The organism is Pedobacter aquatilis, assembly GCF_032678405.1.
Taxonomy (GTDB): domain Bacteria; phylum Bacteroidota; class Bacteroidia; order Sphingobacteriales; family Sphingobacteriaceae; genus Pedobacter; species Pedobacter aquatilis_A.
Genome location: NZ_JAVTSJ010000004.1, coordinates 75,722 through 102,544, shown reverse-complemented (window position 1 = coordinate 102,544; position 26,823 = coordinate 75,722). Strand labels below are relative to the sequence as shown.

The 26,823-nt window shown below is 37.5% G+C and carries 23 protein-coding genes; 8 read left to right on the top strand and 15 right to left on the bottom strand.

The window, feature by feature from the left end; all coding sequences use genetic code 11:
* Window positions 1–2: 2 nt before the first annotated feature.
* Genes R2R71_RS12045 through R2R71_RS12020 form a run of 6 tightly spaced genes read right to left on the bottom strand, consistent with a single transcriptional unit; the run spans window position 3 to window position 5,379 of the window.
* Window positions 3–932 (bottom strand): HlyD family efflux transporter periplasmic adaptor subunit, encoded by a 930-nt coding sequence (locus tag R2R71_RS12045; protein WP_316831521.1) that lies wholly within the window; start codon window positions 930–932, stop codon window positions 3–5.
* Entirely contained in the window at window positions 932–2,173 is a 1,242-nt protein-coding gene (locus R2R71_RS12040; protein WP_316831520.1) for a TolC family protein, read from the bottom strand. Before R2R71_RS12040 ends, R2R71_RS12045 begins: the two co-directional genes overlap by 1 nt.
* A 17-nt stretch (window positions 2,174–2,190) precedes the next feature.
* On the bottom strand, window positions 2,191–2,982 hold the full coding sequence (locus R2R71_RS12035) for a phosphatase PAP2 family protein (protein ID WP_316831519.1): 792 nt from the start codon (window positions 2,980–2,982) through the stop codon (window positions 2,191–2,193).
* Between the two features lie 3 nt (window positions 2,983–2,985).
* A complete protein-coding gene (locus R2R71_RS12030; RefSeq protein WP_316831518.1) occupies window positions 2,986–3,393 on the bottom strand; it encodes a hypothetical protein in 408 nt (135 codons plus the stop codon).
* Between the two features lie 55 nt (window positions 3,394–3,448).
* Complete coding sequence (locus R2R71_RS12025; protein WP_316831517.1) at window positions 3,449–4,705, bottom strand: HAMP domain-containing sensor histidine kinase; 1,257 nt, start codon at window positions 4,703–4,705, stop codon at window positions 3,449–3,451.
* Window positions 4,702–5,379, bottom strand: coding sequence for a response regulator transcription factor (locus R2R71_RS12020; protein ID WP_316831516.1), 678 nt, complete (start codon window positions 5,377–5,379; stop codon window positions 4,702–4,704). Before R2R71_RS12020 ends, R2R71_RS12025 begins: the two co-directional genes overlap by 4 nt.
* 241 nt (window positions 5,380–5,620) lie before the next feature.
* On the opposite strand from R2R71_RS12020, the gene R2R71_RS12015 reads away from it, so the two are divergent.
* Window positions 5,621–6,034 (top strand): EamA family transporter, encoded by a 414-nt coding sequence (locus R2R71_RS12015; RefSeq protein ID WP_316831515.1) that lies wholly within the window; start codon window positions 5,621–5,623, stop codon window positions 6,032–6,034.
* Between the two features lie 112 nt (window positions 6,035–6,146).
* Here the strand turns inward: R2R71_RS12015 and R2R71_RS12010 are convergent, their stop codons facing one another.
* The 5 genes from R2R71_RS12010 to R2R71_RS11990 all read right to left on the bottom strand — a co-directional run bounded on the left by R2R71_RS12010 (window position 6,147) and on the right by R2R71_RS11990 (window position 13,401).
* Complete coding sequence (locus R2R71_RS12010; protein ID WP_316831514.1) at window positions 6,147–7,535, bottom strand: hypothetical protein; 1,389 nt, start codon at window positions 7,533–7,535, stop codon at window positions 6,147–6,149.
* Between the two features lie 4 nt (window positions 7,536–7,539).
* Window positions 7,540–10,356: a TonB-dependent receptor gene (locus R2R71_RS12005; protein WP_316831513.1), complete on the bottom strand. Its 2,817-nt coding sequence runs from the start codon at window positions 10,354–10,356 to the stop codon at window positions 7,540–7,542.
* A 118-nt stretch (window positions 10,357–10,474) separates the two neighbouring features.
* On the bottom strand, window positions 10,475–11,806 hold the full coding sequence (locus tag R2R71_RS12000; RefSeq protein ID WP_316831512.1) for a histidine-type phosphatase: 1,332 nt from the start codon (window positions 11,804–11,806) through the stop codon (window positions 10,475–10,477).
* 272 nt (window positions 11,807–12,078) lie between these two features.
* Window positions 12,079–12,801: a Type 1 glutamine amidotransferase-like domain-containing protein gene (locus R2R71_RS11995; protein ID WP_316831511.1), complete on the bottom strand. Its 723-nt coding sequence runs from the start codon at window positions 12,799–12,801 to the stop codon at window positions 12,079–12,081.
* 84 nt (window positions 12,802–12,885) lie between these two features.
* A complete protein-coding gene (locus R2R71_RS11990) occupies window positions 12,886–13,401 on the bottom strand; it encodes a hypothetical protein (RefSeq protein ID WP_316831510.1) in 516 nt (171 codons plus the stop codon).
* A gap of 338 nt (window positions 13,402–13,739) precedes the next feature.
* Here R2R71_RS11990 and R2R71_RS11985 point away from each other — a divergent pair, with 338 nt between their 5' ends.
* Entirely contained in the window at window positions 13,740–14,420 is a 681-nt protein-coding gene (locus R2R71_RS11985) for a phosphatase PAP2 family protein (RefSeq protein WP_316831509.1), read from the top strand.
* 70 nt (window positions 14,421–14,490) lie between these two features.
* Here the strand turns inward: R2R71_RS11985 and R2R71_RS11980 are convergent, their stop codons facing one another.
* Complete coding sequence (locus tag R2R71_RS11980; protein ID WP_316831508.1) at window positions 14,491–15,393, bottom strand: metallophosphoesterase; 903 nt, start codon at window positions 15,391–15,393, stop codon at window positions 14,491–14,493.
* A gap of 15 nt (window positions 15,394–15,408) precedes the next feature.
* Window positions 15,409–17,250 (bottom strand): alkaline phosphatase, encoded by a 1,842-nt coding sequence (locus R2R71_RS11975; protein WP_316831507.1) that lies wholly within the window; start codon window positions 17,248–17,250, stop codon window positions 15,409–15,411.
* 257 nt (window positions 17,251–17,507) lie between these two features.
* Between R2R71_RS11975 and R2R71_RS11970 the strand changes: the two genes are divergently transcribed.
* Both R2R71_RS11970 and R2R71_RS11965 read left to right on the top strand, forming a co-directional pair.
* Window positions 17,508–18,095, top strand: coding sequence for a GDSL-type esterase/lipase family protein (locus R2R71_RS11970; RefSeq protein WP_316831506.1), 588 nt, complete (start codon window positions 17,508–17,510; stop codon window positions 18,093–18,095).
* 60 nt (window positions 18,096–18,155) lie between these two features.
* Window positions 18,156–18,884, top strand: a complete 729-nt coding sequence (locus R2R71_RS11965) for an esterase family protein (RefSeq protein ID WP_316831505.1) — start codon at window positions 18,156–18,158, stop codon at window positions 18,882–18,884.
* A gap of 17 nt (window positions 18,885–18,901) precedes the next feature.
* On the opposite strand, the gene R2R71_RS11960 is transcribed toward R2R71_RS11965, so the two are convergent.
* Window positions 18,902–20,044, bottom strand: coding sequence for a clostripain-related cysteine peptidase (locus tag R2R71_RS11960; protein WP_316831504.1), 1,143 nt, complete (start codon window positions 20,042–20,044; stop codon window positions 18,902–18,904).
* 484 nt (window positions 20,045–20,528) lie between these two features.
* Here R2R71_RS11960 and R2R71_RS11955 point away from each other — a divergent pair, with 484 nt between their 5' ends.
* Entirely contained in the window at window positions 20,529–22,178 is a 1,650-nt protein-coding gene (locus tag R2R71_RS11955) for a fimbrillin family protein (protein ID WP_316831503.1), read from the top strand.
* A 27-nt stretch (window positions 22,179–22,205) separates the two neighbouring features.
* Window positions 22,206–23,648: a fimbrillin family protein gene (locus tag R2R71_RS11950; protein WP_316831502.1), complete on the top strand. Its 1,443-nt coding sequence runs from the start codon at window positions 22,206–22,208 to the stop codon at window positions 23,646–23,648.
* Window positions 23,649–23,731: 83 nt separating this feature from the next.
* Here the strand turns inward: R2R71_RS11950 and R2R71_RS11945 are convergent, their stop codons facing one another.
* Entirely contained in the window at window positions 23,732–24,091 is a 360-nt protein-coding gene (locus R2R71_RS11945) for a nuclear transport factor 2 family protein (RefSeq protein WP_316831501.1), read from the bottom strand.
* Between the two features lie 144 nt (window positions 24,092–24,235).
* Here R2R71_RS11945 and R2R71_RS11940 point away from each other — a divergent pair, with 144 nt between their 5' ends.
* Both R2R71_RS11940 and R2R71_RS11935 read left to right on the top strand, forming a co-directional pair.
* Window positions 24,236–25,276 carry a basic secretory protein-like protein gene (locus tag R2R71_RS11940; protein WP_316831500.1) on the top strand — a complete coding sequence of 347 codons (1,041 nt, stop codon included), beginning with the start codon at window positions 24,236–24,238 and terminating at the stop codon, window positions 25,274–25,276.
* Between the two features lie 138 nt (window positions 25,277–25,414).
* Entirely contained in the window at window positions 25,415–26,782 is a 1,368-nt protein-coding gene (locus tag R2R71_RS11935) for a S41 family peptidase (RefSeq protein WP_316831499.1), read from the top strand.
* Window positions 26,783–26,823 lie beyond the last annotated feature (41 nt).

Genomic DNA, 26,823 nt, shown 5'->3' with positions numbered 1-26,823 from the left:
ATTTATTTCTGAATTTTAACCCTGGCCGTGTCTGCTATCCCGTAATTCCCCGAAGTGATAATGCGATCAGTTTTAGAAAATTTAGGGATTAAAACTTCTGTAAGATTACCCGTTTCAATGCCTTTCTTTACCTTAACTTTCACCGCCGTAGAATCGTTTACCAGTTTCATTACCCAGAATTCGTCTTCTGTTTCATTGGAAAGCACAGCCGATTTAGGCAACACCTGCGCATTGGTATGGTTAAGCTTATTAAGTTTAACTTTGGCAATCAAGCCTTCAGGAATGTCTTTTCCGGCAGCTACTTTAATAATTACACGTTCTGTTTGTGCTAAAGAATCGACGGCAGGCATAGTTCCTGAAATAAATCCATCAAGTGTTGAACCATCGGGTAATTCTACATTCACTTTTGCATTCGAAGTAGTAAGCTGATGAAATTCATAAGGTACATCTAGCAGAAAAACCAGGCTATTTCGATCGCTGATGGTAGCCAGGGCTTCCCCATCCTGCACGTAATCGCCTTTCTGATGATTAACCTGTACAATAACACCTCCCTGTTCAGCTTTTATCGATGATACACCTGAAAATTTAAATCCCGGATCAAGTTTATTCACCGTATTGCCAATCGATCTGGCTTCTTTTGTAATCAGCGAAAAAAGATTTTGTCCATTGCCAACTTTTTGACCAACCTGTACGCTGGCCTTTTCGATATAGCCGTTCATGTTCGCCTTTACAAAACTTTTTTTCAGATACGCTGAAACGGCTGAAAGCTCGATAGTTTCATGCAGCGAACTGTCTCCAACATGAGTTACCTGGACAGGTGTAACCGGAGATGGCGTATCTTCTACCGCCGTAGGATCGGCATTGTTGCCGCATGAAGAAAGCATAATCAAGGCAGCCAGGCCAGTAAAAATCGTGTTTAAAGATTTATTCATTATCTGTTCCAGTAATTGTATTGATTAATCAGTTTTAAACGGTTGATGGTTGTTTGCCTTAACAGTGTTTGTGCCGACAGGTAATTATTTATTGCAATTATAAAATCGGCAACCCTTAAATCGCCCGTATGCATCAGTTTAATGTCTACATCAACCAGGCTCTTGCTAAATTTAATCTGTTCGTTTATTTTACTAAACAAAGTGTTCGTTTGCGCTATTTGTTGTCGGATGAGCTGAAGCTGCTGGGCTTGTTGCGTTTTGAAAAAATCACGGTAATTACCGATGGTTTCATTGGCAATATTCAACTTACTGTATTGCATTTTTCGTTGATGACCATCATAAATCGGCACAGAAAAAGTAAAACCTACGCTGGTACCAAAATTTTTATAAGGTTGTAATACAAGTGATGAACTGTAACCTCCATTGGCAAATACACCTAACTTCGGTTTATAATTTAAATCGACTGCTTTTTTCTGATTTAGATTTTTCATGCTGTCGACTTCAAATTTTTTAAGGAAAAAGCTATTATCCGAAAGCAATAAACTGTCTTGCAATTTGGGCTCAACCAGGGTAGTTTTAGTGGTATCTCTAATTCCCGAAAGGTAAGCTAGTTTAGCATAATCGTTCTGAAACTGGATTTCGGCCTGTTTTGTTGCCAATTGTTGCTGCTGTAAGGTAACCAGAAAAGTAAGATATTCTGATTGTTTATAAACGTTACTCCGTGTAAGTGTTTTCAGTAAAACATTTTCTTTTTCGAGCAACACAACAACATCTTTATTAAAATTAAGCTGTTCCTGACTTGCATAAGCCATCAGGTACTGATCGGTAACCGACCGGTTTAAATCGAATAAAGAGCTACTGGTAGCGTAATTAAGGGAATCGCGTTGAAGTTTAACGCTTTCCAGCTGGTTCTGAATGCGTTTTTTGTTCATTAAATCATAACCCAGATTTAAATATCCTTCCAGCGACTGGCCGTTACTTAATACTTCATCATAGCCATAACCTTTTATAATTGGCGCATATAATCCAGCTGCATTGGCAGTAAGCTGCACTCCAGCGGTAGCTTTTATAATCAGGCTATCGATTCCTGCAGCATTTTTCTGTCCTTTCAAATCTTTTAAAACAGGGCTGGAGTTTTGGGCCTGATTTAAAAAGTAACTCAAATTACGCCTTTGCTCCTGCCCTTTAACTGCTATGCCAATCACACAACAATAAAGCATCAACAAATATTTTTTGAACATTTTCATTGCGTTAATTCTTAAAACTTACCGGATAACATCAAGCCTTTATAACCCTGCCCATACGCTGGCATCAAGGTAAATTGATGCTGTTTATCATGATTAAAAAGACTCTTGATATACGGATATACAAGATAAGCAATTTTGGTTGATGCAATACCAAATCCTGCTCCGGCTACTACATCACTAAACCAGTGCTTATTATTGTACATCCGTAACGTACCCGTAGCCGTAGCAACAAAATAACCGGCATAACCAATCCATGGGTTTACATCTTTATACTCTTGATGAAGAAATTCAGCGGCCATAAAAGCCGATGCGGTATGCCCTGAAGGAAAAGAATTATCGGCACTGTTGTTTGGACGCATACGACCTACACCCTGTTTTACAAAATGTGTTGACACGCCCATAATTGCTGCAGACGTAAGGTAATACATCGATGCATCGAAGAGGTTGTGTTTACCTTTTATACCTGATAAATTTAAGGCATAAACAGCCGCAGCCGGTGCAAATTGCATATAATCGTCTACATGGGCAGCAAACAACGGATGGTCTTCCTGAAGTTCTGCCCTTGTACTCTCATCAAGTTGTTTTAAAGCACCCTGATTGTTAACCGCGGCAAAGCCATAGCCAATTAATACAGCGGGTGCAATGAATGGCGCTATTTTAAATTTTGGCTTTGCTATTGTGTTTCCCCCATACCAATGTTTTGAAGTATCTGCAGAAATCGTACTTACCGAATCAATTACCTGCGAAAAAACCGCCATTTTAAAAAAAGTGATAAAGATGGCCGTCAGGAAGAATCTGTTCATTGATTAGGGTTTTAAAGCCTCACCATTCGCTTCAAATAAAAGGTCTTTGCCCTTTACCTCCGCTTCATAAATTATTGTACCGTTAGCCCTGGTAATTTTTGCAGCTTCAGCTATTTTCATGTTTTTCAACTTTGTCAAAACAGCCGCTGGAAGTTCGCTGGTTTTAATTTCTACTTCAGTTTCTACAAGTGTACCCGCAGCGGTATAAACTTCAGATGTTTCTTTACCGTTTATAGAAAAACCTGCTTCATAATTTTGCTTTTCTTTCTCCCAGCTTACTTTAACATTTGGATGCAGTTTCATAAATGCAGCTTTAACTGGAGCAGGTATGTTAGCTGCTTTAAGTTTTTGTGCCTGAGCCGTAACGGCAAGCGAGGTAATAGCGATTAAAATTCCAAAAAACCTTTTCATAGTAAATTATTTTTAATCAAAACTATGAGGCAAGTTTGAAGTAATTCTGTAGTTACTAAGGGGTATTAAAATTTATGGAAAAAAAATGCATATCTCCCGTGTAAGTATATGCCAGTTCGAATTGATATAAACTACAGATTTGTTTAGTTATCGCTAAGCCTAACCCCATCCCTTCTGATTGTGCTGATTTAGAGAAGCGTTCAAATAAATTAATCTGCAGGGGTATTTTTTCACCTGTGTTCGCAACAGTTAATGTTTGATCCGTTAACATAATTTGTATGCATCCACCTTTTTCATTATGTCTGATGGCATTACTAATCAGGTTGTTCAATAAAATATCTGCCAGGAATTTACTCATCATAATGTTGACAGGATGGAGTGACGAATCGACTTTTAAACTGTCCTTCTCAAATAACTCATGAAACTGCCTGAGTTTTGCACTAAGTAACTCCTGCAGATTAATGGTCTGAACATCAGGTATGAGTTTATTTTCAATTTTAGCCAGTAAAAGCAATGACTGATGCAGCCTTGATAATCTTCCGGTAGCCTGATAAATATCCTGCAAAAGCAAACCTTGCTCGTCAGTAAAATCTTCGGTCTGGATTAACGAATCGAGTTTAGAATTAATTACGGCTAAAGGTGTCATCATTTCATGCGAAGCATTATCTGTAAAACTTTTAAGTTCACGATAATCCTTTCTAACCTTATCGGCCATGGTGTTAACCGAAGCACTTAATTCGATAAACTCATCTATTTCCGTTGGTTCTTCTTTAATTTTCTCGGTTGATGTAACTTCAAAAGCCTTCATCCCATTAAGTGTGGTATAAAAAGGCCGCCATAACCTGTTTAACAAAAACCTGTTTATAATAACAAGTATCAATAACAAGAGAATAGTAATGGCTGTTGTAATAATTAAAATTACCCTGACTAAATCTTCGGATTCGACCCTCGATTTTGTAATGGTAACTTCAAATGTTTTATTGCCAAGTTTAACCCAGGTAAACAAACTTCTTCCTGGCTCTTCTTCTTTCTCTTTTGGGTTAAAATAAGTAGTGTATTCGAATTCTCTCCTGCTTGTAGCTGGCGTAATCTCCTTGTAGGAAATCTGCTGATCAATAAAACTTGCCGGTAAAGGTAAACGATGGTAAGTGGCGGTATACTGGCGAATTTCATCTTCTTCAACTTCTAAATCTTTATCAAGCTTATCGGTTAAAATAGAATGTATAAAAAGGTAATAGATTACTCCGGTAATCAGCAGCATAACCAGTGAGGTTAAAATGTTTACCCGGTTATAATTAGCAGAAAGCCTCATACAGTACCAAACTTATAACCTATTCCGTAAACAGAGCGCAAATAATCGTTCATACCTGCTTCTACCAGTTTTTTACGAAGGTTTTTTACATGTGTATAAATGAAATCAAAATCATCAGACATATCCATTTCATCGCCCCAAAGATGTTCTGCCATCGCATTTTTTGAAACTACTTTGTTTTTATTGGCCAGAAAATACACCAGTAAATCGAACTCTTTTTTAGTTAAAACGAGCTTATTACCATTTACATTTACCTGCATGGCTGCAACATCGATCATCAATTCGTTAAAGGTAATAATGTTTTCTCCGTTAAACTTCTTTCTGCGCACAATAGCGGTTACACGGGCTTTAAGTTCAGAAAGATGAAAAGGTTTTACAAGGTAATCGTCGGCACCGAGATCTAATCCGGCCAGTTTATCATCTAACGAATGTCTTGCAGAGATAATTAAAACCCCCTCACTTTTTTTCAATGCTTTTAACTGGCTTAGCAGGCTCAATCCATCGCCGCCAGGTAAACCTAAATCGAGCAAAATACAATCATACTCATAAAGGCTGATTTTTTCACTGGCAGTATGATAATCTGAGGCAGATTCGCAAATATTCCCCTCCCCTTTAAAGTATTCGAGCATACTTTCGAGTAAGGCTAACTCATCTTCAATTATAAGTATTTTCATGGGTTAATAAAGATAGAAAAATCAAATTTTAATATGCACTAAAAAAGAGTGAGTATATTTTGATTGACTTATTACTAGTTTTTGCAAAATTACTACTCAAATCTGTGGCAAAATTGAAGTTAAACCTTTGTTCGTTGAAAACTGAATTGCTTTAGTTCTGTTTAAACAACAAGCGCTTACTTCTTTAACATTCCCACAGAATTAGCGTTTAACTTTATCCTGTTACAAAAACGGTATCACCATGTGGAAATTTTATGCAATTCTTTCGGCATTTTTTGCTGCAGCAACAGCCATTCTGGCTAAAATTGGCATTAAAGGTGTAAGCGGAAACCTAGCCACAGCGATAAGAACGATCGTGATCCTGTTTATTGCATGGGGTATTGTGCTCGCCACTGGCGAAATTACACAGATGAAAACCCTGACAAAGAATAACCTTATCTTTCTGGCCTTATCGGGTGTGGCAACAGGTTTATCATGGATATTCTACTTCAAAGCACTGGAAACCGGTAATGTTTCGAAAGTTGCTCCTATTGATAAACTAAGTGTGGCCATTGCCATGGGTCTCGCTTTTTTAATTTTAAAAGAACCTTTAGATGCTAAAACGCTTATTGGAGGATTAATGATAGTTGGCGGAAGTATCGTGATTTTGTTGTAGTTAAATTGAACAGTTTCTTGCGATAAGAAAACTAATTAATGCCTTTAAGATACAGTAATAAAGAAAAAGGCCTGATTTTACAATCAGGCCTTTCTTATTTTTTCTTATTCAATTAATGTTGGTTTCCACTGCCATCAGTCTGATAAGCACCAATATCGCTTCCAGGAGCACTAATAGTAGCACCGAAATTACCGGTAGTTTTTACAACAGCCAATGGAGTAAAATCTGTTTTCGCTTTGTTATGTGCAGGTGAAGTAGCCTGAATACCAAAGTTTGAAGTACCTACCGTTGTAATGTAAGCAGGCATTAAGGCTGCCGTAATCGGCCCCGGATTAGCAGCATAATCATATTGCTCTAAATTGTAGCTGAAAAACTGAGGGTTTTTATCTTTCGCAGTTGCACTTTTTACATCAGCAGTTTGTGCCTTCGCAACACCATCGCTCGCTAAAAACTGCCCCAGAATGGTAGCTGTACTTCCGTAATAATACTGATTGTTGTAAGTAATATTTGTTAAGTCGGCATCAGTTGTCATCCTTAAACCAAAACGGCAGTTTGCAATCAGGTTATTATAAATCAGACCTCTTGCACCTTGCTCATAATTAATTGAGCCTCCACGACCAGTTTTAGTCTGACGGAAACCACAGTTAACCATGGTATTGTTATACATATTGACGTTGCACTGTACAGTTGTACCTCCTGAATTTGAGGCTTTGAGTGCATTTGTAGCCGAACCAATTAACATATTATAAGCTAAATCGCCAACGGTACCGCTTTTCATATTAAAACACTCACCACCAGCTTTACCACAAAGTTCGAAAGTGTTGCGCATAATAGAAATTTTACCGCCTACAGTTCTAATACCATCATCTGTTGTGCCGAAAATCCAGCTATCTTCAAGGATAAAATCTTTCTCGATGTTTGCAAAATAGATTCCATAACGGGCATCACCATCCTTATAAATTGCTGCATCATTACCATAAGAGGCAGCGCCCGGAAATTCGATGTGTGTCCATTTAATAATTAAGTCACCACCTTTTGGATTCGGTTTAGCCGCCGTAACAGGAGCCGGTGTTGCAACAATACCGCCCCAGAAACCTTTAAAAACATTATCATATTTAGCAGCTGCAGCTTCTGTACGATACGTTGCCGCATTTTGAACTGTGATGTAATTAGGTTTTTCTTTTGTTCCTAAACTGATAAAAGTTCCATGAACACTAATTTGTGGCGCTTTGTCTTTTGTTCCATCGCCTACGGCAATTAATGTAACACCACTCTGCATCAAAAGTGTATCGCCATCATTTACGGTGATATCTTTATCAAAGTAGTATGTTTTTCCACTTTGCATTGTGCCTTTGATACTTCCACCCGGAAGGTTTTCAGAGGTGATCAGTGAACCTGACTGAATTACAGGTACCGATAGAGTAAGAACTTCTTCTTTGTGGCATGATGACAAGGTAATCAAAACACCAAGGAATGATACTGCTTTTAGTAGATTTTTCATGATTCTATAATTTATAGCGTAATCCTAATAAGTAAAACTGTTTGTATTCATCTTTACGGATAAAGACATTCTGACCTACGGTTTGATCGGCAACGTCCTGATTTGCTGTTGCAGTAGTAACCTGATAAGGTCTTCTGATTTCAAGTTCAGAAGGCGTATTTAATAAGTTGTTAATCTTTATATAAACTGAGAAACGCTTATTAATTCTTTTTTCTGCAGAAAGGTCTAACGTGATCGTTCCTTTTTGCCAGATATCGTTATCTAAGTATGGAGAAACCGTATAAATTCTTGGCCCGGTATAAACGGCAGCTAACTGTGCATCGATACCTGATGATTGATCTTTAAACAATAAAGATAAGTTTCCAATGTGTTTCGATTGTCCTTGTAGCGGACGCGTTTGTTCTTCATTACGTTGCGTAAGTGAAGTGGTTGCTGCGTCGCGGTAAAGCACCGTTTTCGTTGTCGTGATTTTAGAATCGGTAAAAGTATAGTTGGCTCTGAAACCAAATTTGCTGATGTATTTGGTAAAATCCATTTCGAAACCATAATTGGTTGCATTACCAAAGTTCGCCGCAGTGTAAAAAACACTTGTAGCCTGGTTTACCAAAGCATACTCGATTGGGTTTTTAATGTTTTTGTAGAAAACACCTACCAATAACTGATCTAATTGTTTAGGGAAGAATTCATACCTTAAATCGTAGTTATCAGATGTGATCCGCTTTAGATTAGGGTTACCGAGTTCCTGGTAGTCTGCATCCGGATCGCCACCGGTGTGCGGAATAAGTTCATAGAAACCTGGTCTGCTAATAGCTGAATAATACGACAAACGTAAGTTTTGTTTATCGCCAAGCGCATATTTAAAGTTTAAACTAGGCAATAAATCGGCATAGGTTTTAGAACCAACTGCACCAACTGTTTGGTTAATATTAGCGGCAGTTACCCAGCTTTGATCGGTATTTTCATAACGCACACCTCCTAAAGTTTGTAATTTCCCGATGGTAAATTTAAACTGAGCATAACCTGCGGCGATTTTCTCTTTAAAATCGTAATTTAAAGGATCGTTAGGCGAACCACCTACAGTTTGCACCATAAATGTATTGTTGTTGATGTTGCCATCATAAACCTGTGTGGTACTTCCTGATAGTTTTAAAGAATAGTCGTCGTAATTGCTGCTACGCGTCTTATCACGATACATACCACCTACGCTGAATTCTACTTTTGTATCGAATATTTTTGGTTTATAAATGAAGTTCAGGTAAGCAGTTTTATCTTCATCGGCATTTTTAGCCCATACATGCGATTGTGCAGCACCTGTAGAATTAAACAATGCCGGATTTTGTGTAGAGCCAATCTTATTACCATTGGCATCTAATACTGCGGTTCTACCGGTAACAATATTTAAGGAAGCTCTGTCTGGCTCGTTTGCAGTAGCTTTTGCGTACAGTAACGACCAGTTCATTTCAAAATGATCGCCAAGTTCGTGTTCGCCATGCAAATTTGTACTAAAAATTTTCTGTACCACACGGCTACTTCTATAGGTATTACTTACACGACCTGTTCCTGCACCAACACGTCCTAAGTTTAAAGTTGTATCACTTTGAAAACGATACTGGTTTTGAGCAAGATTCATATACGAAGCGAATAAGTCTATCTTATTGTGTTTGTTAAACTTATAATCGAATTTGGTATGAATACCGGTACGCTCTTGTTGTATGCTATAAGTCCTGTTCTGAACGCTTTTTAAAGCAGGCTCATTTGTTGATCTGTCAACATCGGTATCGTAGAAAATCGTATTTGTTCCTTTGTACGTATTTTGGTAGCTAATTGCTGCCAAAGCACCGAATTTTTTATCAGCCGATCGGCCACCAATGCTTAAACCAAAAATAGTAGAAACAGGAGCTTTCTTTGTAGTATAATTAAAAGCATTATTTGGAAAATCGGCTATTGTTGCACTGTAGTTATTTCCATTAGCGATTCTTGGTGAGCTTTTACTACTTGCCGAGTGATCGAATTTCGTATAATCCTGATCGAAAAAAGTACCAGCCATACCTACAGCAGCATTAGCCCTAACAGTTAAGCGATCTGGTGCGTCTTTTAGTACCAGGTTAATTCCTCCACCAATCGCATCACCTTCCAGGGCTGGTGTTAAGGATTTATAAACCTCCATCCGGTCTACAATATCAGCCGGAAAAATATCTAATGGTACATAACGGTTTTTGTTATCCGGACTTGGAATTTTTACACCGTTAACTAAAGTATAGTTGTAACGCTTATCCATACCACGGATAATGGCATATTGCCCTTCCCCATTATTACTCCTCTCGATAGAAACACCCGACACACGTTGCGTTACGTTAGCAATGGTTAAATCAGGAGAAATTTCAATTGCTCTTGCTGAAACTGCATTTAAAACCTGATCAGATTTTCTTTCTATTGATCTTGATTTGTAATCGCTGCCCTCGTCAGATTTTCCTGAAATTTTAACTTCAGCCAAATCATTCGATTTACTTTCTATCTGCAGGTTAATGATTTTGGTTTCGCCTGATTTAAGTTCGAAATCTTTATCCTCATCTTTATAGGCAACAAATTTTGCTTCAACCTCATATTTTCCTGAGGGAACATTTCTGAAAATATAACTACCATCAAGACCGGTACTTACCGATACCTTGAAAGTTTTCTTTTCATTTTTTAGGATTACTGTAGCGCCAATAAGCGTTTCTTTGCTGCTTTTATCAACAATAACTCCCTTTACGGTTCCAGATTGACCGAAAGCTATTAGCGAAAAAAATACACTGAAGAGTGTGAGTAAAAGTTTATTCATTTACGGATTAATTTACCGCAAAAGAACCATCCGAATTTTAAGCTAAACACCCAATCGTATTAAGCTTGTGTTAACTTTTTATTTTTATTCAGTTAACCAAAACAGGATTTTAAACTAATTATTTAACCTTTATTAAATATTCGTTCATGTCTGAATCCAGGTTTAAACCAAGTGATTTAAGCTTTCTCAAATACAATTCTCGGACTGATTTCCAGCTGTAGTATGGAAACATTTTATTTGAAAGTCCTTTAACCGCCACTTCTTTTTCGTTTAAAAGGAATTTCACCAGGTAATTACCCGATTTATTTTTATACAAAATCCATTGGATATTGGCACTAAACGGAATTACTTTATCCGCTTTCCAAGATTGCTGAAAAGATCGGATATCCTTAACAGCTTCAGAAGCACCTTTAATATCCATCAAAGCGGCAAATGGCGCAATTGTTTCTGCATGAGAGAAACGAAGATTTGCGGCCAGTTTTTTATTGGCAATATATTCATCGGTTGTACTGATAAAATCAGCTAAAAGCGGCGCAGCAATTCGAACCTGAATACCATTATTATCTAAACCTGGCCCCTTTTTCAGAAAGTCTTCGGCATCGCCTAAAACACTCAAAGCTTTCAACTGACTTTGATTAAAGTATTGCTTAAAATCAAGATCAGCTGCTGTTAAGCCAACTGCCTTTTGCTCGGCTTTAACAGCGTCCAGAATAGTGTAAAAGCCATAAATATCCTCTAAAAAATCTACTTTCTGTTGCACTGTTAGGCCTGAAACTAAAGACGGATTAAAGAAAATTGAAGTAAACTCACCTGCCATTTTCTTTAAATCATAATCCTTTGCTAAAATTTCGTAGGCGGATGTCCAGTTACCTTCTTCTTTAAATTTATCGTAGGTGCCTGAAAAATCGTAAAAACGCAAATGGTCATCGTCTGCATAGTTGTATTTTACATCAGCAAAATCAGCCTTTACTGCTTTCATTCCATCAATAAAAGCTTCGGCGCTTTCTTTTGTGCGACCTTTTTTTGTGGTGGCTACCAAAACAGACGGCTTTTCCCCGGCAAAAACTATTTTCTGCGCATTATACATTCTCGTCGCTATTCCTTTTAATTCGGCCTCACCCGATTTTGAAATCGAAGCCACATGCCCGTTTTCTTCTTTTTGCAGGTTGGCTAATTTTATTTTTAAATCTTTTCCCTTGGCAGAAAGCTGATTTAAACTATCCGCTTTTTTTACCAATTGATAGGCAGAGGAAACATTTACATCTTTGGTAAGGTGCCTGGCACCATGTCGGCCAACATAATTGATGTAAACAGGTGTATAACCTGCTGGAACAGCCGTAAAACTTTTTTGCAGGGGGGTATAAAGCGTTTTCGTTCCTAGGGAAATATCTTGTGCAAAACCTGTAAATGCACTTGCCGTTACAAGCAGGCAAAGAATAATTTTTTTCATAAAGAGTTTAAAAAGCCCAAAATAAAGGAATTGATATTAATTTAATGTTAATAGCTGCAAGGCTTTTTGAAGAACCTGTAAAACTTAACATTTAATGGTTTTAGATTTACCAAACTTCATCGGTTGGATTCCCCTTTTTTAAGCTTCCAAAGGCATTTACAGAAATAATACATTGTTAAAACTTTATAATCTTTAAAAACCGTCAGTACATGGAGAACTGTAATTCTTACAGGAAACGGGTTTTTAGATTATATATAATTTCCTAATTGGTTTCAGGCATTGAATAGTTTCCATTGCCCTTCAGAAACGACTTCAATTTCACCATTCGAAACCTTAATCCCTGTTTCATCATCAATAGCGTAAACAGGCAACGATAGCTGCGCTGCCCATATAGCGGCATTCGATTTTGAGGCATCCTGATGCTCCGGGTTTTCATAGTGCGGAATGATTGCAAATTCGGCAAGTCCTAAACCTTCGGCTGTACAAAAAATCCTTTGCGCTGTTCCGAAAACCAATGTTTTGGATGTTGTTGCATAATTAACACCTGCACTGGGTTCTGAATAGGTTTCTCCAAAAATACTACTTGCGGCAATACTCCCTGCGCTTACCCCAACGTATACCATCTTATCTGCTAATGAAGGCATTAAATCTGCCACACCTGACATTTTAAACCAGTAGGCAAGGAATAGAGGATCACCTCCCCAAACCAATAATACATCGGTTTCCTTGAGGGCTTTTACCCAAATATCCTGCCTGATACTTGACAACACACTAAGTTCTAAAATCCCTAGTGATTTCCAGCCCAATTGCGTTAAAGGGGCATTTGGTCGTCCATTTATTGCCTGCATAGCGTAAATACCCCCTCCTGCAAAAGGATAAATTGCTGTTGGAATAAAGAGCGCTGTTGATTCTTCAATGGGTTTACCCAGTAATGCTACAAGCGCCTGATAAAGACTTGGATTAGTTATGCCGTTGGAGGTTAGTAAAAGTTTCATTAAGCAAAGCTCAACAATAAGCGGTTAACCTGAAGTGTGCTAATAAGTCAAATTTGATGGCTATTTGCGCCACATTCATAAATATTAATTTGCAGGTAAATAGTATTGTTTAAAATGCAAGGGCACGCGGTAAGAAAGATTCTCAGAAGCCGCCAGTACAACATCTGATTCTACCAGCCATTTTTCAGGAAGACCAGCCTGCTGTTTTACTTTTTGCCCTTTAATTGTTCCATCAACCAAAACCATATTGATAGCAAAACAGGATACACAGCTCGAAAAATATTTAACCCTACCTTCAAGAATATCGGTTTTATCCATCGTAAAACGGTCACCATTCATTGGTGCCATCATATAAAGTGCTGTAGAGGTTCCGTTTAAACTGGTTTGTGCCCAGAACACGCGGTATTGGCCTTTGCTTAGCAATAAATTATTTTCACTCATTCCAGAATTATTAGCAAATAAAAAATTACAGCTTCCACTTATAGGGCACTCAGTAAGGTTAGTTCCATCTACCAAATCGGCCTCAGCTTCGGATTTCTTACACGCGGAAAAGCAAAACAGCAATAAAAATGATAAAATTAGGTTAATTGTTTTATTCATGATTTCAGTTTTATAGTCAAAACGATGAAGTAATGGAACTTCGCTACAGCTGTTATATTAAGTTTTAGTTAAGAAAATTCACTTTATCTATAAAAAATAACGGGGTTATAGCATCCGCTATAACCCCGTCTTATCAACTAACTAAACCTTATAAATACTAACCAAATATTTATGGCGCAAAGCTAATTCGGTTATATAAACTAAAAGTTAATTATTGGTTAAATACGCCATTATTTTAGGCAACATGTTATTCTGGACAACACCACCTGCATGACAATTTAATGACGATAAATTAACTTTATGATTAACTCGTAAACTTAGCTTTGAATAAAAAACAGATGATTAAAAGAATCAGGCGTTTACCGTTTTATTTTAGTGCTTTGGCTACATTTATAATTTTAGCTTTAGCATTTTTATTAATATACACTAAGCCTGAAGGTTTTCTGATATTAAACCATTATCATTCATCGTTTCTTGATATTTTCTTCAGCTTGATCACTAATCTTGGTGACGGGCTTCTCTGCATATTTTTTGCTATAGTGCTTTTTATCTTTAAGAAAAAGAAAAAAGCCATTACCCTGTTATTAGCTTATACCTCATCTGGTATTATTGCACAAGTTGCAAAAAGTTTTTTTAATATGCCGAGGCCCAGATTATTGCTTGAACAACTTAATATAGCTTATTCAAGTTATGTACCAGGGGTTAAGCTCCATGATTTCCATTCCTTTCCTTCGGGCCATACAACTTCTGCATTTGCACTGTCAACTGTATTGGTATTGGTTTTTAAAAAGAATAAAATTTCAGTTCCATGTCTTTTGCTGGCTATATTGGTTGGTTATTCCAGAATTTACCTGGCACAACATTTCCCAATTGATGTACTGGCTGGTGCTGTTTTGGGTGTTGCTTGTGCAGCACTTAGCTACTATCAGGTATATAGTCTGAAACTTTTCAGGTCGCTCAAAGCCACGAAACGTTTCAGAAAATTGAAGCAAGCTGAAACCGTAAGTAAATTAGCATAACCTTTTTTTATTACTTGTCTTCTGGGAAGACAAGCATTCTATTTGTTTAACGTTACCAGGAGCACAGTTACTAATAGTTTACATACCTCTCTTCAAAAGTACCATCAGCATACAAATCAATCAAACCGTAACCTGGCGCTGTTTCGCGGCGATTGCCGTTCCACCAGGCACCTGAAACAGCACCATTGCATAAATAAGTAACATTATTGTAAACTACTTTATCACGCATGTGAAGATGGCCGCTTAAAGCCAGTTTTACATTTGGATATTGATAAAAGAGGTTAATAATTTTAGCAGTGTCGGTGTGCATATCACCTCCCAACATGGTCCACTTGTTTACAATATTATCCTCAATCATTAAAAGTGCTGTTAAAATCGGGATATGCGTCATTACAAGCACAGGCATTTTGGGGTCAGTTGTTTTAAGTTCAGTTTCAAGCCAGTTAAATTGCTCATCGCCAAGCTTGCCAATGTACCAGGTATTATCAATATCGAGATGGGTACTATCAAGCACGATAAATTTCCATCCGTTTTTAGTAAAACTGTAATAAGGCTTGGCAAGCTTCAGCTTACCCATCGCATACTTTTTACCGTAAAATGTATCGCCTTTACTGTTTTCGTTCCACCAGATATCGTGATTTCCCAAAGCATAAAAAGTTGGCAAACTACACTCATTTTTCATGGTATCCTGCTGAAGTTTCCATTGTGCATCGATAGTACTTATATTTTCCTTATTCATATCGAAAACCACATCACCTCCATTTAGGATTAAATCTACCTTAGGAGATTGCTCCTGAACATGATGAAGGCATTTTACAAATTTGGCAGGTGCCCCTAAATCATTTTTCAGGTGCACATCCGTAATATGAGCAAAACGTAAAACAGGTTTTTTATCGTTATTGCTGAACCCTAAATTCACCGCAGGCAATAGCATTAAGCCGCCTAAACTTTTAATTAATGTCCTTCTTTCCATTTGATATTTTAAATCTTAATTGGCCAGTACCTTGAGTATTTTATTGAAAATTTCGTTGTTAGGGTATGTACCCCTGAACATTTCTGATTGTGGTCCATATGCAAAAACAGGAACCATAATGTTTGTATGATCGTCGGTACTGAAATGGCCTGTAATTTTTCCGTTTTTCGTATCAGCATCTAATAAGGTTAATCCACCGGTTTCATGGTCAGCAGTAATAATTACAAGTGTTTGGCCATCCTGATCGGCAAAGCGCAACGCTGCTTCTATAGTTTTATCAAAATCAAGCATTTCTGTTACTACAACCGGTAAATCATTAGCGTGGCCGCCATGATCAATTTGTGCACCTTCGGCCATAATGAAAAAGCCCTTGCCATTCTTACTTAATAAATCAATGGTTTTCAAAAGCGATTGTTTTAAAATATCCCCTCTACCTTTAATTACAGGCTTTGTATCTTCATTAGGCAAAAGTACAAGCTGCTTTCCTGAACTTTGCTTTGAAAAATCAGAAAAACTTTTACTGATGTTAAAACCGTATTTAGTTAACTTCTCGGGCAAAGCTGTGTCCTTATTATTTAAAAAAGCATTTTGATTAGACCCAACTAAAACTGTTGCTTTAGCGGTTAACAAATCGGCTGCAATTTCATTGTTCATGCTTCGTTCGGGCTGATGCGCATAAAAGGCAGCAGGTGTAGCATCAGTAATATCGCCAACACTGATAATCCCACTTTTAATTCCGAAACCATCAAGTGTGTCAATAAGATTGGTTAACTTTTTCTGGTTAGCATCCATACCAATGTAACGATTATTCGTCTTCTTACCAGTAGCCATGGCTGTAGCGCCAGCAGCAGAATCGGTGTTATCAGAATTGGCAGCCGCAGTTTGCGAAAAACCAATGTTCTTTATCCTGCTAATATTTAAATCACCGTGATTGGCAATCAATCCGGCATGTATCTGAGCAAGTCCCATACCATCGCCAATGAGTAAAATTACACGTTTAACTTTTTTATGCTGGCCGTCTACACGATAATCAGGTGTATAAACAGGATATGCATTTGGATTGGTATAAGTTAACTTTTGCTGATGGGCGTAAAAATCGGCGAGCTGCTCCGGATGATCGGTATTTAACCAATCGGCTCCTAACCTGCTTAATACAATCCAGGTATTCTGGTTATCAACAGTACCCCAAAAGCGAAAAGGTTTCCCTTGCGCATGGGCATCAGTAATCACCTTTTTTAGCTTTTCATAATCAGTTGGCGTTGGAACACCTTTTCCATTCCAAACTGTATATTTCTTAATATCCTGACTAATCATCGCTACATGACTCAAGGCTTCCGGCGTGTAGTTAACTCCCGGGCGGCCATCAAAATAGATAAAGGACGGCCAGTTTTTAAAATTATCAGGCGAAGGCATGTTTCCGCTGATTACAATTTTAATTGCATCAGGGTTAGTGCTTTCATCGAATATATTGCCATAAACCTTTAGTTCGGAAAGGAGCTTATTCAGCACGTTTACATGGTCTTCTTTAATGTCAACCACAAGCTGCAGCTTTTGATTATTATTTTTAAAAGCCTTGTTTCCGTTTTCTTTATATAATGCTGCCAAAGGCGATAAATACAACTTTGATAGTGTTCTTCCAGTCTTAATTTCCGAAGTTTCGTGGGCTACATATAACTCGCCATCTTTTAGAAAAACATCAGCCTCTATAGAGCCCATTCCTGCATAATAAGCCTTGAGTAATGAAATATCCTGATGATAGTCGTTATGGCTGTGCCCACGATTTACTGTGGCTACCTGCGCTTCAGCAACAGAAAGCATTAATGTACTGGCTAAAATGGCTGAAAGAAAAAATTTCATTTGTCGTTTTTTATAGATTTTTTCAAAACTAAACAAGCAATGTTGTCTTAATATTAACAATCGGCAAAAACACTACTAAAAAAGTATTTCCTGATAAAACAGGTGATACTTAGCACACAAGAATTAATATCGGAAATTTTGTACAAAAAGAAAAAGCAAAGCCTGTGTTAAGTGTTTGTTAAACTTAAACCATTAGGCATTCATTAACTTTAATATTGTTGTGTTTTTATTATTATTGATAAATATATCTACTAAAAATGTACTGGTACGAACAGGAAGTAAAACAACTCGAAAAGATAGAACAATGGAAAAGACAAGGGCATACTACGCTCTTTTATGGAAGCTCTTCCATCCGTTTGTGGAAAACACTCGAGGAAGATTTTCCTGACCAAAAGGTTATTAACCTTGGCTTTGGAGGTGCAACACTTGCCGCATGTGTTTGGTTTTTCGACAGAATTATGGTTGATTATAACCCAACGGCTTTTATTTTTTACGCAGGTGATAATGACTTAGGCGATGGACGGAATCCGGAAGAAATATTTATCTTCTTTTTACAGTTAATGGCTAATGTAAGGCAAAGATTCGGGATCATACCTTGCTACTTTGTATCGTTGAAGCCGAGTCTCTCCCGATGGCACCTCGCTGATCAGTTTAAATACACCAACAACCTGATTGAAAATGAAATTATAAAACGTAATTCGAACTGGAAATTCATAAACATTTTTAAGGAAATGCTCGATAAATCGGGCAATCCGAACCGTGAATATTACGACCACGACGGCCTTCACCTCAGCAATACCGGATATGATTTATGGAGAAATGTAATCCTCGAAAAAATACGGTAATCATTACGATTTATTAATATTTCAATAACATGCTAAAACTAATTTCCGCAAAGTAAAAGCATGAAAAGGGAATACCATAAATGGTTCAGCAAGCACCTTAACCGCGACATGGAGCTGTTAATATTTGGCCATGGTGGACGAGCGGTGCTATTGTTTCCGACAAGAATGGCCAGGTTCTTTGATTATGAAAACTGGGGAATCATTGCTTCGCTAGCTGAACCAATAAACAAAGGAGAATTACAACTTTTTTGTGTTGATAGTTTAGATAACGAAAGTTTTTATAACCAGGATGTTTTTCCATCGGTACGAATTCAACGCCACCTACAATACGAGCAATACCTGCTTCAGGAAGTCCTTCCGCTTATGCGGGGAAAAAGTAAAACAGATTGGATGGAAACCGCAGGTTTTAGCATGGGCGCTTACCATGCTGTTAACCTTGCGCTGAAACATCCTAATCTTTTTAAAAAAACCGTAGGCATAAGTGGCAGGTACGATTTAACAAATGCATCAGAACCCTTTACGGATTTACTTAACGGCTTTCGCGATGAACAGGTTTATTTCAACATGCCTGAACAATATCTTTCTAACCTGAATGATGATGATCTGATTTCGGAGATAAAAAAAATGGAAATTATCCTGGCCGTTGGCGAAACTGATCCTTTCCTTAACAGCAACAAAACATTAAGCCACTTACTTTGGGAAAAAGGGGTAGCAAATCATTTTTACACCTGGGACAATGATGCCCACAGGCCACGATACTGGCGTAAAATGGCACCACTCTATATCTGATTAGCCAATAGGTTTGCTTATTTTGTAAATGGCACATTAAAACCACTCGCTACATACCACTGTAGTTTACTGTAGTAAGTTAAGTTGCTATCATTGGCATATGGAATATAACAGGTTAGCCCTGAGAATTTAGTTATGGGCTGGCCTAGAAATTTATCGGTAGCGGCTTTGTAAATAATTGTTTTACTGAGCTGAAAATTAACAGCCATTAAATCGGGCTTATTAAAGTTGTGGTCCAGGAAATCACCGAAGTCATAATTGGCTACCGGAAAACCTGCTGTAAAATCAAGGCGATGTACACCATCACTAATCAGTTTATCGCCATACTTTTTGTATTTAGCCATTAGTGATTTCATTTCTGTAGCCAAGGCCTGGAGTTCACTTGTTTTTACCAATACTACCGTAGCCGATTGCCTGTCATCAGTATAAGAATTATAATAAGTGTAGTATCCGAGGGCAATAGCCTGCAATGCTTCCGAACCCTGAAATAGTAATGGTGTAATATTTTGGTAAGGAAAACTTTCAGACAATGTTTCGGCGGGAGAAGCAATGATATACTTTGCTTTGTTTCTAAATTCATATAAAACCTCGACCCCACCCATTGAGCAGGCATCGAAAATTAGAAATTCCAGGTTATCGGGTAGTGCATTCTTTAAATCGATAACATCAATTTCCTTTCCCGTATCACGGCCAAACGATTTTGTTTTTATACCCGTACTCGCCGGTGCCCAGGATGTAGCGTGCGACCAGAGAATAAGTCCGTAACTTTCTGCAGGATATTCAGTTTGTGCATAATGAATTACATCTTTAAGAAATTCAGCGTCAGATGAAGGACTGTTTTCAAAAGTCTTAACCGTATCACTTACAATTTTATTTTCGTCGGCATCATATTTAATTTTAAGCAAGTATGAACGTACGCTGCTGGTTTTAATGTAAACCAGTAATGTACCATCTATGTCTTTTGCACCTTTTTCCATCATATTAATACTGTTCACCGCATCGTATCTCAGATCGTTATTGGCTTCCATGAGTACAAGTACCACTTTCTTCACTGGTGTTTTTACAGGAACAATATCATTTTCCTTTTTGCAGGATAAACCAAATGACATCACAAATAACAACAGTATAGTTTTGAAGAGATAGCTTTTAGCTGGATTCATCGCTTAAATTTTAGACGACAAAAATAGATAAATTACTACCCTGTATAAAAAGGCCTATCAGGTACCAAAATCGAAAATCAGTTAACATTAAAGAATAAATTAACACTGATTTAATTTATTAAAGGAGTTGTACATCAACCTCGCCGTACAAACTCATTTTTTAAAAACCTGATTATCATTCAGTAAAAATCTTCCAAGTGTCCATTTAAAGAATACTGGTTTTTAGCTCGTGCGTAATGATACGAAAACTGTTGTTAAGCACATTTTATTTTTTATTTTTTTTAAGGCCAAATGTTAACATAAGCTTCTCATTCTATTAATTCAGAGCGCATTTTTTAGGCCTTTCTTTGTAGAAATATTTAACTAATTCATTTTCTAACGCTCCGTTAAACAAAATTATGTAGAACAAATTAGGCATTTAAAGCGCCGAATTGCACACTTTTTATGTTTTAACATCCCGCAAAAAATCAAATAATATATCAGTATGAAAATTAAAAATCTACAAATCATTAGCCTCACTATGCTTGCATTTTTGGGCACAGCTTGCCGGAAAGACAAGGCACCGGAAACCCCGAACGAAATCCGTACAGCCGTACAGTTTTCATCGGCAATTAATGGGCAAATTAAAACCAAAGCAGCCGATAACAGCTGGGATGCTAACGATGCAATCGGTGTTTTCATGAAAACCGGAACTGGCTTAGCCAATACATCTGCTTCAAATAAATCTTACACTACTACAGGCGATGGACAATTTAAAGCATCAGCTACCGAGCAAACTATTTACTATCCTGAAAACGGTTCATCAGTAGATTTCATTGCATATTACCCATTTAAACAAAGCTTAGTAAACAATACTTATGCAGTTGATGTAAACAACCAGACCACTCAAAGTGCTATCGATTTATTGTATGCGAATAATGCAAACGGTTTGAGCAAAACCAATACAAACGCTAATTTAATCTTTACACACCAGTTATCTAAAGTAGAAATAACCGTTAAAGCCGGTACTGGCGTTACCGATTTAAATGGTCTTGGTGTTAATGTTTCTGGTGTAAAATCTTTAGCCAGTTTCGATTTGGCTACAGGTACTTTAAGCGGCCAGACACAAGTTGCAAACGTTGTTGCAAAAACAAGTATTAAAAATAGTTTAACCGTTGCTGAAGCCATCTTAATCCCAACAACAGATGAAACCGGGACTAAAGTTATCTTCTCTATCGGAACTAAAACATATACCTGGACATTGCCTGCAGGAAGCAAATTCGAATCAGGTAAAAAATATACTTACGAAGTTGAGTTAAAAGGCGAAGGTACTACTACACCTGGAATTGCAACCGCAATTAAAGCAACCATTACCAACTGGAATGATGTTCCTTCAGGTTCTTACAGCCTTGAACAGGAAACAGTTACTACTACACCGCCAACATTATCTGGTTACATGGAAATGCCTTTAATTACAACTGACGAAAATACGGTATTTGTTTCTCATGATTTCCCTGGAAGAACAAATGTTAGAAACTACTCAATGCTTTACGATAAAAAGTATAAAATGGCTTATTGGGTAGCTTATCCATTGCATGCATCTTATATTGGCAGTTCTGGTCGTACAGATGCTTGGGCATTTGATCCAAAAATCGCTCAGTCGTCGCAGGTTGACTTAAGCAGTTCTTTCGGTGGTGGTTACGACCGTGGTCACCAGATCCCAAGTGGCGACAGAACAGCAACAAGAGAATTAAATGCCACTACTTTTTACTACTCGAACATGACCGCTCAGGTTTCTTCAATGAACCAGGGAATCTGGAACAATTTAGAGCAGCAGGTAAGAACATGGACTGCACAAAGTGATACATTATATGTAATTACGGGTGCAGCAATTAAAACCGCTACCGATCAGAACATTACTTACTCAAAAGGCTCGGCTATTCCTAAATATTACTATAAGGCATTAGCCATGAAAAAAGGTGACACTTACTACACCATCGGCTTCAGAATCGATAACCAAATCATTCCATCTGGAAATAACTACAATACTTACAGGGTAACTGTGAGTGACCTTGAAAAAGAAACAGGGTACACTTTCTTCCCTAAACTTAACAATGCAGTAAAACAAACCATCGACAGTACCATCTGGAAATAATTATAAACCGAAAAACGATTTAACGAAATGAAAAATCAAAACATTTTATTCGCAACAGCTATCTCACTGTTCGTATTAAGCAGTTCTTGCAAGAAAGAACAAAATCCGGGAACTTCTAATCCTGAGGTTAATGCTGTGAAATTTTCTTCGAGCATTAACGGACAAATTAAAACTAAGGCATTTAACGATACCTGGGAAACAAATGATGCTATTGGTGTATTCATGAAAACCGGAACTGGTTTAACCAATGCATTAGCTTCAAACAAAAACTACAATACAAGTGGTGATGGTGAATTTAAACCAGCTACTACTGATCAGACTATCTATTATCCTGCTGATGGCAGTGCAGTAGATTTTGTAGCCTACTATCCTTACAAACAAGCTAATGCAGGTAATATTTATACTGTAGATGTAACGAACCAGAACAGTCAGAGCGCAATCGATTTATTGTATGCAAACAATGCTACTGGTTTAAGCAAAACCAGCCCTAATGCAAACCTTGTTTTCTCGCACCAGCTTTCAAAAGTAGAATTTACTGTTAAAAATGGTACAGGTGTAGCTGACCTTAACGGTTTAACCGTAGCCTTGGCCGGATTAAATACAAAAGCGAATTTCGATTTAGCTACAGGTACTTTATCAGGTGCTAACCAGGTAGTTGATATTCCTGCTAAAACGACTGCCAAAACAGGTTCAGTATTAGCTGAGGCAATTGTAGTTCCTACTGCTGATGCAACCGGAAAAGTAGTTACTTTTACACTTGCAGCCGGAAAATTTAAATTAACATTACCTGCAAATTCTAAATTTGAACAAGGTAAAAAATACACTTACGAAGTTGAGTTAAAAAACACACCAGCTAACGAGCCTGTAGCTGTAGCTTTAACCGCTGTAATTACCAACTGGAATACCGTTCCTTCTGGTTCTTATACAGTAGATCAGGATAAAGATGTGGTAACGCCGCCAACTGGTGTTGAGGAAGTTGTGTTAACAGAAACTTTTGGTACAGGAACCATTCCTTCTACTAAACCAAAAATTGCTACCTACACCAACTACGATAACAAGACCTTAACTTTCAGCGATGCTTCTGGAAATGCAGATCTAAGAACAATTTCAAGCTATGGTGATGGAACAAACGCACACGTTTGGTTGCCTGCAACAAAAGAATCTTCAATCAAAATTGGTGGCATTAAATTATCAGGTTATACTAAATTTAAAATCAAATACGATTTAGCTTCGAACATTACGGGTGCAGCAAATACAACTGATTTAAACGTAATTAAAGTTAAAGTTAATGGTGTTGATGTTAACGTAAGCAGCAAAGTAATTACAGGTGCAGACCAGAACAAATTCTTCACATTAGAAATCGGCGACTTAACACCGCTTGCTGATAACACAATTGAGTTCTACGGACAAACCGCGACCAATAATTATGGTGTACGTTTAGATAACGTTATCATCACTGGTATAAAATAGTTTATCTTTCTCTCTTGTTAACAGAAAAGCATGTTCTTTATGGAACATGCTTTTTGCATTTATACTCATAATGTATACAATGCCTATTTAGCTGGCATTTTCGCAATAACAAAACCGCGAAGCGATGCTATTTTATCACCTTCAAAACGCCACACATCACAATAATCATACGCCAACCATTTACCATCCATTTGTTTTAAGGCAATTTCACCAATTACAGTTAAATAATCTCCTTCCTCAACCATGTTATCTACGGTAAACTTAGGGGCTTCCAGGTAAACTTCTTTCATGTATTCGCTTACGGCCTGTTTACCCTGAAGTGTTTGTTCACCAACGAATTCCCATAAGGTATCCTCCGTACAGAATTCCAGAAATCCATCGTAATTGCCTGCAAGTATGGCTGCATTTCCCTTTTTCAGGATGGTTTTATTTTTATCTGACATTTGTTTTCATTTTGACCGGATGTATAACATGCCAGTATCAAAATAGTTTGCAAAAGCGTGTTGCAACTTGTTAGCTAATGTGTAGCTTATATTTTACAGGAAAATCGTTTTAGTTAAGTTATTTTTAGCCAAAATAATTATCCTATGCTTAAAAAAATTTCTAACCTCGGTTTTTTTATGCTGCTTGCGGTTTCAGCATTTGCACAAACTACACCTGCAACCACACTTTCAGGTCAGCAGCCTCAGCGCAGACGTAATGAACCCCGCCCCTATAGCATTACCATTACAAATAACACGAAAGTAACCTTAGATACTGCACAGATAAATGCCGCATTTAGGGCTACCTATCCTGGTTTTGCTTCGGCCGATGGTTATCGCACCAAAAGAGAAGTAACCATGCGGGTAATTGATACCATATCGAAATTTAATATTAAAGCCATTCCCGGAGAAATTGTTGTGAACAGCAACTGGATTAAAAAGAAAAAGAACCAGGAAAAATTTCAATGGAACCTTGAACAGGCATTGCATCAAAACTGGTCATCAGTTGATACCATAAAAAACAATGGTTATCAGCTGGTATTTATTAACAAAAACTCCGCCTTTAATCCAACCATCAAGAAAGAACTTATTGAAACTTACTTCAAGGTTTTCCCGGTATTGGTAAGTACTTTTAATGATAAAACCACTCACGAAGTTGTATTTGTTACCGACACAGCTTATAAAGGTGTTGCAGAAGCCAGCGGAAACCGCATTTTGTTCAGCACCAAGTATATGGATGCACATCCAACGGACATTGATATTGTTACGCACGAAGGTATGCACCTGGTACAGGGATATGGTTATGGTTCGGGCCCCGTTTGGCTTACTGAAGGTATTGCAGATTTTATCCGCTATCGTTATGGTGTCGATAACATCGGCTCGAAATGGATGCTTCCGGCCTTTACAGAAAAAACTAACGAAAAGAAATATGAAAACAGCTATCGCGTAACTGCCCGTTTCTTTGAGTGGATTGACCAAAAGGTGAAACCAGGAATGATTATCGATATTGATAAAGAGTTGAGAAACCACACTTATAATCAGGATACATGGGTAAAATTATCAGGCAAAACGCTTGATGCGCTTTGGGATGAATATGCCAAAAACCCTGAATTAGCTTTAAAATACAGCGGAAAAGAAAGGATTTAACTTATCTTCTTTTCTTCAAAAATTATTTGCTTACCTGTTTCTCATTAACAGGTAAGCAAATTCCGGTTAAAAGGTTTATTAATTTTTACGGGATGCAACCTTTACCTCCAAACCGGCATCTTTATAACAAAATAAGTTATGAAGAAATTATCTTTCATTGTAGTCATCTCCCTAACATTTTTAGAAACCAGGGCGCAGCAAATCAGCAAAGCACAAGCCATTGCAGATATCGACTATTATAACCAGGTACTATCTGAGGTACATTACAACCCTTACCTTTATATCAGTAAAGATGCTTATCTGGATTTTACCGATAAGCTTAAATCTTCATTACCAGATTCAGTATCACTGAAATCTTTCGTTCTATTGATGAACCGCTTAACAGCTGAAATAAAAGATGGACACACTTCGCCATCAATTGTTCAGCAGGCTTTTAAAGAGGATTTTCAGAAGAAAATTTATTTCCCTTTTGAGCTCACAACTGATGAAAAGCTCGACATCTACCTACCCATTCAACCAACTACATCTGAAATTCCTGCTGGTGCCAAAATCATTTCCGTAAATGGTGTTCGTTTGAAAAATTTCTTTCTTGATTTGCTGGGACGAGTGGATAAAAACCAATCTTTCAGATTGGAAATGACTTGTGGTTTGCTGGGAAATTACCTCTATCTGGCAAATGTGAAACCACCTTTTGATATTAAATATGAGTACAGGGGCCAAACGGAAAATAAAACAATCCCCTATGGGATTACCCTTAAAGAATCACTTTCAAAGGCATTACCACAGGTTGCAAACAATAAATATAGTTTCGAGATCAAGGATGGAAAAGTTGGTCACCTCATACTTAACACCATGGAATCTGATTTAAATAGGTACACCACTTTTTTTGATTCATGTTTTAACCTCGTGAAAACAAAAAAACTTAAAGCTGTAGCAATCGACCTCAGAAAGAACCTGGGTGGCAACTCGCAAATCGCCGATTTGTTAATCAGTTATTTCAATACCAATCCATATTCACTTTCAGCTGGCAGGTATTGGCGGGTTAGCCAACGTTACAAAGACTATTTAACGGCTCAAGGCGACACCAGTAATACCTATCTTAAAGAAGCCAACGGAACAGTTATCGACAGACGTAATTGTGGGGCTCATACACCGTTATTTATTAATAACAGCTTACTTTTTTCGGGGAAAGTCTATCTCATTACCGGGCCATTAACTTTTTCAAGTGCAAATATGCTTGCTGATGGTGTAAAGCAATATAAAATGGCAATCATAATTGGTGAACCTACCGGTGAAAACACCAACGATTTTGGAGAAGTTCTGCGTATAGCATTACCAAACAGTAAACTTAGTATTCAAACTACAACAACATTTGATCTGGGGGTAGATTGTAATGATCAAAAAAGCCAAACCGTTAAGCCGGATATATTGATAAAAACAACGTTAAAGGCTAAAATAGAAAAAACAGATCCTGTTATGGAGTATTTATTAAAAAACATCAACTAAATAAAAAGGCCATCGCTTCGCAATGGCCTTTCTTACTGAAC